Consider the following 14,277-nt stretch of genomic DNA (forward strand, 5'->3'; position numbering starts at 1 on the left):
ACCAACTTTTTGGGGTCACTGCAATATATGGCAGGGATCACTTTCAGGTTAGTCCTCGTATTTGAATTCTATTCTGATTTTCATGTTTTCAAGGTCAACAGTGACGACACAGCCATACCATACAGGACGACCGCTAGTCAGATTGTTTTCCACGTAGTGTTTACGCAGCATTGCTAAATTTTCTATAAGATCTCTGTCTGTTTTTGGAGATGGGGGTAAAAACCACTTTTTACACCCATTTTCATTAACATAATCATATAGAAACTTAGCATGATCATTTTCGGGAGATAACTCTACATCCAGTAAAATCCGCTGTGCATCATCAGGAGCCGCTTCATATAATATACGACCAATTTCTGAATAAAGTTCATCATCACTTACCATCATTTACCCCCCGGTGCATTTATAAATCCTTCTCTTATCGGTCTTTGATAACTATCCAATAGGTTTTTTGAATTAAATGCGATTTATTTTTAAATAAAATACCCATTCAAAAAATATGAGATCTCGCCCTGTAATGTGACGGGGGCTATAAATCCCCTGTGTTAGCGTACGGCTAACACAGGGAGAGTGGTCATTTTATTAACGAGAAATTACGTAAATCTATTTACAAACTCTTGGCAGAGTATTTATTAATTGCCATTTATCCATACTTGCTGGAGCCAATCAGTGATATCTGACCACATTTCATCACTATAGCCATCATGGGACCAGTATCTAACTTGACCGCTAGGAAGGAGACAATAGTAGTTTCCGTTATCTTCACAAATAGGTAACCAGTCTTTAGGTACTCCTAACTTTCTTGCATCTTTAAGAGATTGTGATAACTCACCATAATTTTGTTTATCTTTAGTTACAGATAATAACTCTATGGAGCCATAGAAAACATTCCCTATTTCCTTTAAAACTTTTTTATAGTTATTAGGAAAAGTAAAACCAATCTCACGCTCATATTGTGCTAGCAATTCATCGTCTGGTAGATCTGTGTTGCTTGTTTCTCCACCAGATAGAAGTTTTAACTCATTGATAATTTTATCTAAATCGTTATTCATTTTTACACCTATTTATAGCTTTTGGCTCTATCTTTCCAATAGTTAGAACGCCATTTGTTAAATTCTGCTCTATTTATGCCTGAAGGAATACTATTGTCATTAATATGTATAACCCTATGATTTTCTTTATGGAAAGATTGTGTAATTTCTGCAATTGCACAATCTTGTTTCTGTAACATGTGGTGAAGATTCACTGGCTTACCATCTGTACCGATTGGTGCACGCCCGGATGACATTAGCTCTATGTTCGTTTTTCCTGATTTTCAGTCAATATATTTCGGATCGAATATATCATTTCTCTGATAAACCTTATTTCCTTGAAATGCAATTGGCTCTGCTGACCAATATAACCATATATAAATATATGGTTATATTTGACTTATTTATTATGTGTTTTTTACTGTAATTCAATAAAACTGCTTGTTATTAAAATAGGCTCATCATATGATTCTAAGTCTTCATTTAACCACATTTCCCCATTCCTGTCTAAATGAAATTTAACTAAAGACCCAAATTCGTCTAATGAAATAATAACATTAAGTTTACTAATGGGATTAAAAGAATTCCATGAAATAAGTAAGGAATTACAGAATAATATTGAATATTCTAAATAATCTTTATTCACATAGTCATCAATATGAAGTGAATTTACAAAACACTCAAATCCAACACAATCCTGAAAGTGTTTTTGGGATGCAGAAGAGCTATAATTCATCATTTTTTTAGAGAAAAAACAATGTTCCTTTTCAATAAATCCACTGGAAATGATTGATTGTAGTTCATCTGTAAGAACCAAATGATTTCCTTTTAACTCATTCATTTTCTGTTTCATGCTTAAGTTAGCTTTTAGCATTATTTTTCTCCTAGGTATTGTTTCATGCCTTTATCAATCGCATTCTTAAAATTACTATTCTTTAATAACTCATTGACTTTTTTAGGCGCATCAGGAAATGTATTTGAAATGAGGTCATAATAGTACTTATTTCCTTGATTGTCTTGATAGTGTAATTGTCCTGCTCGTTGACCTGGATTTGGATTTTCCACATCAATACGTTCTTTACCTACTCCTTTCCAAATTGTTTTACTCGGCACTTGAACTCCATTTGCACCTATCATTTGACCATTTTTGTTTAGCGTATAGCCATGTGAAGATTGCTGACTTTTATTCTTCCCAACAATCGAAGCAACCGAAACTTTACCCCCAATAGCACCGCCAATACCGGCAGATTCTACCGCTTCTTTGGCTATTAGTGCACCTTTTTCCCAGGCAGGCAGCGAGTTATACAATAGCCCTAAATCGTTCTGGTTTTCTGTCGTCACAAACTGGCTGATACGATGGGTATCCTCAGCCGATAAGTCAAACATCCATCTTAAGCCACTAATAGCATCCGCTGTTTTTATCCCACCGTCCATTTCAGCCTGATAGGTCAGTGTGCATAATCCACCGTTCCCGGCACAGTCAGATAACATGTCTGCCCGCTGTGCTGCGCTCAGTTTGGTGTATTTGTTCCAGATTGCTTCGGTAGGGGTTCCCTGCTTATGTGCCTCTTGAAGCTCTCTGACCAGATTGTAGGCATTCATGGAGTTCAGGTGGTTAAAAAGAATAACAATTTCTCCGGCATTAGCCCCACTGTTAGCGCCTTTGGCGCTATTGGTTGCAATGGCCCCTGCAAAGCTACCAATGATTTTGCCCCCAGCCTGAATTTTCATTGGATCATTGAATGTTTTATCCAATGTTATTGCGGCCAGTTCTGCCGCTAATGCCCCGGCAGCAGCACCTTTGGCATCACCGCCGCCAATTTCCGCTGCAAGGGCAGAAACTACCGCATGGCTGATAGCTTTTCCGGGTAAACCTAACACCTGACCGTTCTTGCCAATCAACCCGGCCCCTTCGGCGTTAATCTGGCTGCCAATATTGGCAAGCAATGCTGTAGCGAAATTATCTTTAAAGCTGCCGCCATTAATTGTGGTATTTAAACTGGAACTGATAATTGATTGTCCAGCAATACGTTGAGCGACTTTGCTCCAATCTGCGCCTTTACTTAATAGAGGGATATTTGAACGGGTTGATGAAGCCGCTGCGTTAGCGCCATCTTTAGTGGCAGTCCAACCCATCGCTTGATCGAACCCGGTCAGTGCACCACCAATCGCCATTGAAGTAATGGTGGATTTTACCGTGTCACTATTACCTAAATCTCTAAAGGTTTTAGATAAGTTTCCTTGGTTATTAACCAGAGTAACCGCTGCCTTAGAAGCTAAAGACGATATACCGGCAATGGTTGCGCCGGAAACAACAGCGCCTGTAGTCGTTGCTGTTGCGGCTGTCGCTGCACCAACTCCCGTAGCGGTAGAAGCCGCAGATGCGCCAGCAGCGACAACTAAACCCGATCCCGCAGTCACTGCTGCTACGGCTATTGCTATAACAGCAGAAGCTACCGGGCTTAATTGTTGGTTACTGTAATTCCAATTCTCATAAGCATCCTGAACTTCATTCCATTTTACATCATGTCGATTGTTTAAATCTTTTAACCAAGCAGTTTCTGGATTTTCTCCAAGCATCTTCAATGCAGTTTGCAGAGATTGGCTTTTTTGTGTCTTAATATCAGCGTTAATTCCTGAATTAGCATCTACGGTAAATAAGTTCCCAGCAGATATCGTTGGTAATGTCCAAATGGTGTTATTATGTCCACTATTAGATTGTTTAATGAAAAAACCTTTCGAATGACTAGTTGTTTGCTCAAATGAAATATTTGGCGTGGCTTTAAAATTAACAGAACCATGAGTACTAATAAGTCTAATGTTTTTACCTGCTTCTATTTTACTAGCTTCATAAGTACTGTCATCATGACTTAGCATAGTAATATTTCCAGCAGCAATAAATTCGCTTACATCATGGCCAGTTTTTTGACTAACTGTTGTGGTTGTTTTAGTACCACCAAAGAAACCTCCGCTTGAACTTTTTCGGGTTATTACATGTTTTTCTGAATTCCTTTGTGCTTTGGCATATAAATATCCACCTTTAGCTGCAACATCGATAGTACCTATACGCATTGCTTCTGCTTTATTATGGGCATCTATATCAGTTTGTAATTTTATTTCAGAATCACCTTTATTTTTGGCTTCTTGTATAGCTTTAACTAATTGATTATTAGCTGTAGCCAAAGTATTTTTAACCTGATTAATTCTAGATTCTATTTCATTTAGTTTATCTAGCTTAGGAGCTAATTTTTCTCGTTTTTCTTTAGTAGCAAAATCTCTCATGAATAATATACCTTTTTCACCAGCAGGCCTTCTATTACTTTTTGTCTTTTCATGAAAAGCGTTAAATGGAGCTTCTATTTCTGCAATAGCTCGTTTTAAATCATTTACTTCTTTTTCTAAGGGAGCTTTTTCTTTTTGAATTATTTCAAGTTTTTCTTGGGCTTCTCTTACTTTGGTTTCTGCACTAATTACAGGGCCGCTGTGATTTGATATAAAGATAGGATCTTTCCAAACAGCTCCTAACCCTTTCGCAGTTAATTTAGTTGCTTCAAATAAAATACTTCCATTGGTAAATAGTTTTAAAATACCACCAGCGGTTAATTCAGATACTTTGTTGATTGTTTTTTCAACACGCCCAGTATCTTTAGAATAGCTGCGATCAGAAATAGTCAGTGACTCAAAGCGCATATTATCATCAGAAAATGCGATAATATTACCATTGGCCGATAACTTTGTAGCTTCCGTTAAAAGTTTTCCACTGGTTGTTAAATTTATATCTTTGTCAGCCTTAATCGTTGTAATAATATAATTCATACCTATAGGTGGATTTTTAAAAGGAACGAGATGGTTCATTATATCTATTATAGTTTCCTTAAAAAAATGATAAGATATCGATAATAAATTTATTGAGTTTCCGGCTAATAAATTGGTTGAACCTTTCGTTAAAATGTCTGAGCCTTCTAAGGTGATATCATGCTGTGTATTGATGAGTAAATTATTGCCAGATTTAATATGAGTTTGGAGATTTGGAAATCTGGTGATAGTCGAAACTCTGAAATTCTTAGGATTAATTGCTTTTATATAATGATTAAAATCGTAACCAGCATATAGTTCAATATCCTTATCAGCTTCTAAATTTACTCTGTTTAAAGATAGGTTTCCACCGCTATTCATTAAAATTGAACCAGATGAATTTAATGTTACTGTGGGAGATAGGCTACTGAACAGTTCTGCTTCTCGATCAACTGAAATTGGTTGCATTATGTTATGATGGTTCAGTAAATCATCTGTGTGTTCAATAGTAATATCTTTATTAGCATTGAATGAAATATTTTTACTTTTGGATGCAAATAACGTATCTTTAATGTAAATGTTTTTTCCAGCAGAAAAACTTAAATCGTCAGATGCCTCTAATTTGTTTAGCCAGCGGGTATTATCTAAATGAAAAGATCTTAAAGGATCTTTTATATTTAAATTGCCATTGTGACTCATCAAAGTAACGTTTTTACTTTTTAAATTGCTTTGTAATAAGTTAATGTCATTAAGTGCCGTTATAGCAATATTTTCTCCAGAATTTAAGGCGGATAAAGATACTTTAATGGTGTCGTCAGAGATAATATTAATATCATTATCTGCTTTTATCCCGGTTGAAACATCAATGCCTTTGGCGTGCAGCAAAATATTCTTTGCATTTAAAGATATCTGGCTATTATCAGATATTATTTGATCAATACTGTTGGCTTCATCAGGTAATTTATTTTTTATCAGAATTGATTCTTTAAAATCAAAAACCAAATTATTTCCGGCGCTTAATTTTGATTCTAAAATTCTATTATTTTTCCATATTGAAATATATCTACTTAAGATATTCTTGATGTTTTCTTGGGAGCCATAGTATTCCTTGTATTTTTCTAATGTTCCTAAAGAGACTCCACTGTTTTCTAAATATGTTCCTGTAAGGATTAAATTATTCTTAGCTAAGATATTGCTGCTTTTATTAAGTAATTTATCTCCATATAAATAAGCGTTGTTACCGGATTCAATAATTGCTGGATTACTATTTATTTCTGATGTGAAATTAATGTATTCTAATTTTGTGTCTCTATGTGATACATCTACGTAAATAGGTTTTTCAAAATTAATTGAACCTTCTATTTTATTATCAGTATTCACTTTCTGAGTTTGTTTTGTTATTTTCAGACTTTCCCGTTCGTTAACTAAATTTTTCGTTCTTATGATTAAATCACCATTGTTTGTTTTTATAGTACCGGATTTATTTTCAACTAACTCGTTTTTATCTCCTCCCACATTCTTCTGAATCCACATATTATTATTGGCTTGCAGAAGTGCTTGAGCACCGATATTGCTGATAGTGTCACCATACACCCGCATATCTTGCCCAGCAGTCACACTACCTTTGTTGGTGATCTTATCACCAGTCAGAACAATATTCCGTTCTGCCTGAACCGGAGTATTCGGTTCGATATTAATTTCTTTAGCACCCACATTTAAGTCTGTCTTAGCCTTAATATTGCTAAGTTCCATTTTGCCATTAGCACTTAATGTGATATCGCGTTGGGTACTGGTGATATCTTTCAGATTAACCCCAACACCATTTTCCGTTGCAATCAGGCGGATTTTATTGGCATACATACCACCCAACGCTTTGGTATCGATAGCCAGTTGTGGCGCTGCACCTTCACCGGCAATGGTCTTTGCCGTGCCGTCTTTGAAGGAAATTTGGTTGGCTCCTTGAGTGAGTGAAAGGTTATTGGCTTGAATTTTTCCATTCAGTTCAGTAGCCCGGCTGATAATATCGACATAATCTGTTGACTGGCCATTTAACCCTTTGCCGCCAATGGTGATTTGGCCTTTTGTCACTTTCAGGGCTTCAAGTGCACCTTGTTTATCAAATTGCGGTTTACCTGTAGTCAATACTGCTCCTGAGGTATTAATAAATCCACATCCATTACAGGTAATACCATTGGGGTTGGCTATCATGACGTTGGCTTTCTGGCCGGCAACCTCCAGCTGTCCCAGTAGTTCGGAACGGTTGCTTCCAGTGACTTCGTTGATAATAAGTTGGGCTGCTTTTCCATGCAGATTGGCGTTGGCACTGATTTGGCCGGCAAGTTGAGAGTTAACTGCTTGTGTGGCGTTATTTAATACTGCGCCCTGAGTGCCGGTATTAAATTCTTTATACGTATTGTGAGATATCCCAGCGTTATTAGGTGCAGCAATATTCACTATCGGAACATTGCCATTGTTATGTACTTGTGTCTGCGTATTGTCAGGGGTAATATCACCTGCCACTGCCGAATTAAGAGGATATATACCTGTCAGGTAAATCAAAAAATAACAGGTTCCCTTTGCCACAGGGCTGTTAAATTTATCCATATTGCGTCCTTTGATTAAATTAAGTCCAAATTTGTTGGTATGGTTTTATTAAAAATTGAGTGATGCAGACCAATAAACGACCCAGTGGTCTGGTCTGAGATGATTGGGATAAATTAGTGGTTTTCCTATTGTGATCGTCTGATTCATCCTACTGTGATTGAATGAAATACCTAGTGATGTTCCCGTGACATTACCTCCTTCGATTTGTCTTTTTTTATTGTTTTCCAGCCAGCCTGTATCCAGTGCACTATTTAAAGAAAGTTCACCTAATAAAGGGAGCCTGGTTAATTTCCAGTTGAATTCATTGCGCCAATATCCACCATTATTCCCGATGAGATTTTGTTCTTTAAATCCTCGGACGGAATATTGTCCGCCTAATGAAAGGCGTTCACCGGCATAAAGATTATCCGGAGTAAACTGTCCATACAGGGAGGTCAGGTAATAAATATCTTCCGTGACAGGAATAAAATAACTACTGCTCAGGCTAAATTTACGAAACTGACTCTTGGGGGCGTTGCGGTCGCCGGAATTATCTTTAGTTGCTCCCCAGCCAGTTAACCCATGGTTGAACGTTGGGTTGAATGTAAGATAACCTCCTGCCAGAACAGTACTGTAGTTAGCTCCCAAGCTGGCAGTGTTTAATGTCGGGCTGCTAACGGATAACTTGACTCCAGCCGTAACATTGGAAGTTTGGCGACGGACTAATCCCATATTCAGGGTCAGTTTTTGCTGACCATCACGGTATAACGTCCGGTTTATTTTTAATTGGTTAGTTTGTCCTTTGCTTTCATGGCCGGCATTGAATGTATCTGCGGATATCATTTGAAATGAGCTGTTCCTGGCATACTGATAATCAAATGACCAGTAACCATAAGGGATTGTCACTCCTGATGTTACACTCCAGCTCTGATGGTTATTGCGAAAGTCACTGTTACGATTGGCGGAGATTGACCACAGGTCTGCAAGGCGCAGTGGATTATCCAGTCCTAAAGTGGTATTAATTTGTTCTTGTCCGGTATTTTTCTGCCCACTGTTATTTATTCCCAGGCTGGCATGAACAGGCAATTGGGAAGTCGTTCGTTTTAAAATAACGTCAGAATAACCGGGCTGTTTAGCCGGTTGGATATCAATGGTTATTTGCTGGGAAGGTAGTCGGTTTAACTGCTCCATGCCTTGTTCAATATCCCTCAGATTAAGGGGCTTTCCAGGCATATCTGGAAAAACCATTTTCAGGGCAAGGAGCGTCTCACCGTCAAGCTGGATTGTGCCTACTTTTCCTTCCGTAACCGTAATGATCAGAATGCCGGTGGATAAATCCTGTCCTTTTAATCCGGCAAGTGAAGTCACATAACCTTTTTCTATATAGGTATTTGATACCTTGCGGACTAATTCATTAATTTTACCGGCAGTCAGGCAACGGGATAAGTAAGGTTTGGATAATACCTGTTGCACTGATGCCGAGAGATTTTCTGCGCCTTCAAACTGAATTTTGTAAATAGGATGGCAGAACGATCCTTCATCGTCAGATGTCGATGTTGTGAGTGGTGATAACGTAACGCTATTACGGATGTCATCACGTTGTTGTTGCGCTTGTTGTAACAAATCTTTTTGTTGCTGGGTAATGGCATCTTGATCAACAGGGCTGATTAATGATGATGCCGTTGACTTCCCTGAAATGGCTAACAGCGCAAGGATCAATAAACCAGCAGAATGAACAGAAATTCTGCCCGGAGAATAAAGGGACATAATAAATTACATGTATAAGAAAATGGCGCCGCATTATATAGAAATGTAAATTTAAAACAATAGTTTTGTGTTTTTTATAAATCTGGTCGTTTTTTAAATAATGTGTATAAATTAATCTTAATTTGGTTGGCATTTGATCTGACATCTTGTTTATGGCGTGATTATAATTTTTAGGTAAACTGTTCTAAATAAGATTACAAAATAGCGCTACATCTTATATCACTCATAATTCTATTTATAATAATGGGTTGAAGATGGTCATGTGTGGTATAATTATGTGAATCCACTAGTGGTTATTATTTTTATATATAATGTTTGAATGCTAATAAATTATTTATTTTATATATTATTGAAATTGTTTTTTAAATTTTTCTATATTGATCTTGATGTGTTTAAATAAGATAAATAAGGTTTCATAATTCCGCTACACGTGGTTTTCTTCAACCCATTTTTATACATAGGGTTGTTAGTAGATAAGGTGTAGCACCATTTTGGAAAGTTATTTATTTCCCAATTTAATGATTGTGTAATTTGTATTTTTTGATTTAATAATCTATCCTTGCTTAAGGAAGGCAATAATAGTTAATTGAATTAAATAATTTATATTGTAATGCTCTATTGTTATTAATTTCTTATTTATGCCTGAATTGTGATTTATACCCGTTATCTTTCAAGCTGCCTCTTTGTTGGCTGCACTCGCTCACCCCGGTCACATAGTTATCTATGCTCCCGGGGATTCACTCCCTTGCCGTCGCGATGCATCTTGAAATCCATAGGGTATAGATTATTATTTATGTCGTAAATTGTATTTCAATTTAATAATAACGAAATTTATTTTTGTTCCATTTAGTGCTAAAACCATAAATCAAGTAAGGAGAGAAATATGAATTTGAATAAAAAGGTTTTCTTTATTTCGCCATTTTTATTAGTTATTAGCAGTTTCAGTATGGCCTGTATGGACAGGGCTAACGCATCAAAGCTCATTATATAAACAAACTCAAGGATTCGAATAAATAATCATCATTTAAACAACAGAGCCTGCGTTTATTTTCCATACTTAAATTACGGGATTTATTCTGTTTCAGCATGTTCAAAATCCATTTTCGTAGTACAGCTAAATTTTCACCGGCAAATCCCATCCGGGCCTGGAGTTTATCTTCTCGAAACGCAACATCAAGTGACCAGTGTAAATGATTCTCCACCGACCAGTGAGAGCGTATCGCTTGCAAGGCTTTCTCCGCATTCATTGGCTGGCTACTGATATAAAATCGCACAAAATCATGCCCACGTCCTTTTTCTGTCCGTTCAGATTGGACTGCTATTATCGTCTTTGCTTTCCATTTCTGACAAATGGGCATCTGCTCACCCACAGGGAATTGCCCGCATCGGCGATGTTCCCGGCGACCATGCTGATCATCAAATTGTTCGCAGAAAGAGGGGCCGGCAATATCTTTTGCCGTATTCGCCCAAAAAGCGTGAAATTGCGCGCTGACTTCAGCAGCCAGTGTCGGCTGATTATCTTTGACTGCCAGCAAATAATCCGCGGATTTTTCCAGAATAATCTCGGCGATTTTTGTTTGCGTTCCCGCCGCATCAATGCTCACAAGACATCCTTCCAGCGCCAATAATTGGAGAAGTTCAGGAATGGCTTTTATTTCATTGGATTTTTTCTCCACTTTTTGTTGCCCAAGGCAGAGGCCCAGTTCAGTTGACCAGACATTGACGGTATGGATACGATTAGCTCCCCGACCTTTTGCTGTTGCCCTTAACGCCTTACCGTCAACCGCCAGTTGCCCTGAAAGACCTTCCTTTTTCAAAATATGACTCACCCATTCCTGAAACAATGATTGCAGGGTACTGGCTGGCATAATGGCAAAAATCCGGTTAAAGGTGTCATGTGAGGGAACTCCATTTGCCAGGGTTAACCAACGCTTAAACCATTTTTCGCGTTCCTGAGCAAAGAGCGCAATTTCGGACCCGGTATCAAAACCACACATCATGGCACAGAGTGTCATAAAAATGACCTCAGATAGCACATGAGAACATTTGGCTTGTTGACGTGGGTCAGGTAAGGCTTCAAGGTAGTCAAACAGGGCTTTCTGAGTCATAAATAAGGCCATTATTACGGGAAGTTGTGGATAAATAACGGCAAACAGATAAGATTGCAACAAGAATAAAACGTGGCTTATTTTGTACGGTTGATTCGTCATCTTATAGATAAAAAATGATCATGCGTTAGCCCTGAGAGTTCTGATCTTGGAACAGGCACTGAGTTCAATTTTTTATCCAGAGTTCAGATTAATTATCAACCTTAAATTTGTGCAGATAAATATAAAGTGCCGCAATATGCGGCACGATTAAATTATTTTTTGCAGTTCATTACGTGCAGCCTGAACCAGAAAACCACTTCTGCTGCCATATTCAGGATGGTCATGTACAATGGTATCAATACGATGTAATAAACGATGTGGCAAGGTAATATTGATTCGTTCTGCTCTGCCATCGAATTTATCCATATTGATGTCGACTAAGATCCATTGACCATCAATATATTTGCCAATATTTTCAGCCAGATGTTCTTGCATTGTTTTGGCCTTAGGCAGCTCTGATTCATTTTGCGTTAATAATTCAAAATGTACCTCAATAGCACTTTTAGCATCTTGCCAGGCTTCTTCGAGTGTATCGCCAGCAAAATAACAGCCGGCTACATCAGGAAACCAGCCGCTTGCACTGCCTTCTGTGTCAACTTCGATAAGAGCGGGATATAACATGTTTTTTCTCCTGATTTGAGTGTTTCTGGTTACTTCATTTGGGAACACGATATTTAATAAGTTGGCATGATTTTCCAATCTTATATCTTTCCGGGGATAAAAAGAAAATAAAAGGGCCAAATCCAGTGAAGTACAGGATTCAGCCTTTATCAGTCATTAATCTGCTATGGAATAAGAAACGGTTACGCTTCACCCTGTGCTGATTGAATCGCAGTTAGTGCAACCGTGTAAACAATATCGTCTACCAAAGCGCCACGGGACAAATCGTTCACCGGCTTACGCATACCTTGCAGCATTGGTCCGATTGAAACCAGATCCGCAGAACGTTGTACCGCTTTGTAGGTGGTGTTGCCAGTGTTCAGATCAGGGAAGATGAACACGGTAGCTTGACCGGCAACCGGTGAGTTTGGTGCTTTGGATTTCGCCACGTCTGCCATAATAGCGGCGTCGTATTGCAATGGGCCATCAATGATCAGGTCTGGACGTTTTTCCTGTGCCAAACGGGTCGCTTCGCGAACTTTCTCGACATCACTGCCCGCACCGGAGTTGCCGGTAGAGTAGGAGATCATGGCAACACGTGGTTCAATACCGAATGCTTTAGCTGAATCCGCCGATTGAATGGCGATTTCAGACAGTTGTTCAGCAGTCGGATCTGGGTTGATTGCACAGTCTCCGTAAACCAGAACTTGTTCTGGCAATAGCATAAAGAATACGGATGATACCAGCGAGCTACCCGGTGCAGTTTTGATTAACTGCAATGGTGGACGGATTGTGTTTGCCGTGGTGTGTACCGCACCGGAAACCAAACCATCAACTTCGCCCTGTTCCAGCATCAACGTACCCAGAACAACGTTGTCTTCCAGTTGTTCACGCGCAACGACTTCGGTCATGCCTTTGTTTTTACGCAATTCAACCAGACGTGAGACATAACGCTCACGTACAGCAACTGGATCAACAATTTCAATACCTGCACCCAGTTCTACGCCTTGAGCCGCGGCAACACGACGGATCTCTTCTGGAGCACCCAATAGAACGCATTGCGCGATACCGCGATCAGCACAGATAGATGCTGCTTTCACAGTACGAGGTTCGTCACCTTCCGGCAGAACGACGCGTTTGCCCGCTTTGCGCGCCAGTTCGGTTAATTGATAACGGAATGCGGGTGGAGAGAGGCGGTGTGGGCGCTCAGAGTTTGCTGTCAGGGAGTCGATCCACTCTTTGTTGATATGGTGTGCGACGTAGTTTTGCAGTTTTTCGATGCGTTCACGGTCATCTGTCGGGACTTCCAAGCTGAAACTTTGCAGGCTCAGGGAAGTCTGCCAAGTGTTGGTATCAACCATAAAGACGGGTAGGCCAGTGCTGAAGGCACGTTCACACAATTGCTTAATCGGCTCGTCGATGGCATAGCCACCGGTCAGCAGAATTGCACCGATTTCAACCCCATTCATAGCCGCCAGACAGGCTGAAACCAGAACGTCTGGACGATCAGCCGAAGTGACCAGCAGAGAACCGGGACGGAAGTGCTCTAACATGTGTGGAATGCTGCGTGCACAGAAAGTCACAGATTTCACACGGCGGGTTTTGATTGCGCCTTCGTTGATAATACGGGCGTTGAGGTGTTTTGCCATATCAATTGCTCGGGTTGCAATCAGGTCAAAACTCCACGGAATGCAACCCAGGATTGGCAATGGGCTATTTTTGAACAGCGTGTTCGGATCAATGTTGGATACGATGGCTTTTGAGGATTCGTCAAAGATTTCTGACAGATCCGGACGGGTACGGCCTTGATCATCAACCGGCGCATTCAGTTTGTTAATAATAACACCGGTAATGTTCTGGTTTTTGCTGCCGCCAAATTCAGCACGAGCCAGTTCAACACGTTCTTTCAACTGCTTAGGGGAATCGTTACCTAGCGCCAATACGAATACGATTTCAGCGTTCAGGGTCTTGGCAATTTCATAGTTGAGAGACTGGGCGAATGAATGTTTGCGGGTTGGAACCAGACCTTCAATCAGAATGACTTCTGCGTTTTTGGTGTTTTCGTGGTAAAGAGCCACGATCTTTTCCATCAGCACATCTTTCTGATTGGTTGTCAGCAAAGATTCCACATGCGCCATGTCCAGCGGTTCAGCGGTCTTTATGCTGGAATGAGAGCGGATGATGGTGGTGGTTTGATCTTGGGTGCCACAGCAACGGGGTTGGGCGATAGGTTTGAAAACACTCAGGCTGACGCCTTTTTGCTCCATTGAGCGGATTACACCTAAACTAACACTGGTCAAGCCGACGCTGGTGCTAGTAGGGATTAACATAATTGTACGGGACACGGAAAC

9 protein-coding genes are annotated in these 14,277 nt (G+C 39.5%); all 9 read right to left on the reverse strand.

What is annotated here, in order from left to right; genetic code table 11:
- Nucleotides 1-48: 48 nt before the first annotated feature.
- On the reverse strand, nucleotides 49-387 hold the full coding sequence (locus LG003_RS12295; protein ID WP_262980847.1) for a hypothetical protein: 339 nt from the start codon (nucleotides 385-387) through the stop codon (nucleotides 49-51).
- Nucleotides 388-632: 245 nt separating this feature from the next.
- Nucleotides 633-1,052: an SMI1/KNR4 family protein gene (locus LG003_RS12300; RefSeq protein ID WP_225816017.1), complete on the reverse strand. Its 420-nt coding sequence runs from the start codon at nucleotides 1,050-1,052 to the stop codon at nucleotides 633-635.
- Between the two features lie 8 nt (nucleotides 1,053-1,060).
- Nucleotides 1,061-1,297, reverse strand: coding sequence for an HNH/ENDO VII family nuclease (locus LG003_RS12305; RefSeq protein WP_262980869.1), 237 nt, complete (start codon nucleotides 1,295-1,297; stop codon nucleotides 1,061-1,063).
- A gap of 152 nt (nucleotides 1,298-1,449) precedes the next feature.
- Complete coding sequence (locus LG003_RS12310; protein ID WP_262980848.1) at nucleotides 1,450-1,905, reverse strand: hypothetical protein; 456 nt, start codon at nucleotides 1,903-1,905, stop codon at nucleotides 1,450-1,452.
- Nucleotides 1,905-7,430 (reverse strand): two-partner secretion domain-containing protein, encoded by a 5,526-nt coding sequence (locus tag LG003_RS12315; RefSeq protein ID WP_262980849.1) that lies wholly within the window; start codon nucleotides 7,428-7,430, stop codon nucleotides 1,905-1,907. Before LG003_RS12315 ends, LG003_RS12310 begins: the two co-directional genes overlap by 1 nt.
- Nucleotides 7,431-7,478: 48 nt before the next feature.
- Nucleotides 7,479-9,176, reverse strand: a complete 1,698-nt coding sequence (locus tag LG003_RS12320) for a ShlB/FhaC/HecB family hemolysin secretion/activation protein (RefSeq protein ID WP_262980850.1) — start codon at nucleotides 9,174-9,176, stop codon at nucleotides 7,479-7,481.
- A gap of 983 nt (nucleotides 9,177-10,159) precedes the next feature.
- The gene (locus LG003_RS12325) at nucleotides 10,160-11,284 is read right to left on the reverse strand and encodes an ISAs1 family transposase (protein WP_262980851.1); all 1,125 of its coding nucleotides are present in this window, start codon (nucleotides 11,282-11,284) and stop codon (nucleotides 10,160-10,162) included.
- Nucleotides 11,285-11,533: 249 nt separating this feature from the next.
- Nucleotides 11,534-11,947, reverse strand: coding sequence for a type II toxin-antitoxin system HicB family antitoxin (locus tag LG003_RS12330; RefSeq protein WP_262980852.1), 414 nt, complete (start codon nucleotides 11,945-11,947; stop codon nucleotides 11,534-11,536).
- 182 nt (nucleotides 11,948-12,129) lie between these two features.
- Nucleotides 12,130-14,271 carry a phosphate acetyltransferase gene (gene pta, locus LG003_RS12335; protein WP_262980853.1) on the reverse strand — a complete coding sequence of 714 codons (2,142 nt, stop codon included), beginning with the start codon at nucleotides 14,269-14,271 and terminating at the stop codon, nucleotides 12,130-12,132.
- Nucleotides 14,272-14,277: the final 6 nt, after the last annotated feature.

It is taken from the genome of Photorhabdus kleinii, from assembly GCF_025384885.1.
In the GTDB taxonomy this organism is placed as follows: Bacteria; Pseudomonadota; Gammaproteobacteria; order Enterobacterales; family Enterobacteriaceae; genus Photorhabdus; species Photorhabdus kayaii.

Coding starts and splice junctions, on each gene's coding strand:
- LG003_RS12310 (WP_262980848.1), bottom strand. CDS start 1,905: ATGCTAAAAGCTAACTTAAGCATGAAACAGAAAATGAATGAGTTAAAA.
- LG003_RS12300 (WP_225816017.1), bottom strand. CDS start 1,052: ATGAATAACGATTTAGATAAAATTATCAATGAGTTAAAACTTCTATCT.
- LG003_RS12315 (WP_262980849.1), bottom strand. CDS start 7,430: ATGGATAAATTTAACAGCCCTGTGGCAAAGGGAACCTGTTATTTTTTG.
- LG003_RS12295 (WP_262980847.1), bottom strand. CDS start 387: ATGATGGTAAGTGATGATGAACTTTATTCAGAAATTGGTCGTATATTA.
- LG003_RS12330 (WP_262980852.1), bottom strand. CDS start 11,947: ATGTTATATCCCGCTCTTATCGAAGTTGACACAGAAGGCAGTGCAAGC.
- LG003_RS12325 (WP_262980851.1), bottom strand. CDS start 11,284: ATGACTCAGAAAGCCCTGTTTGACTACCTTGAAGCCTTACCTGACCCA.
- LG003_RS12320 (WP_262980850.1), bottom strand. CDS start 9,176: ATGTCCCTTTATTCTCCGGGCAGAATTTCTGTTCATTCTGCTGGTTTA.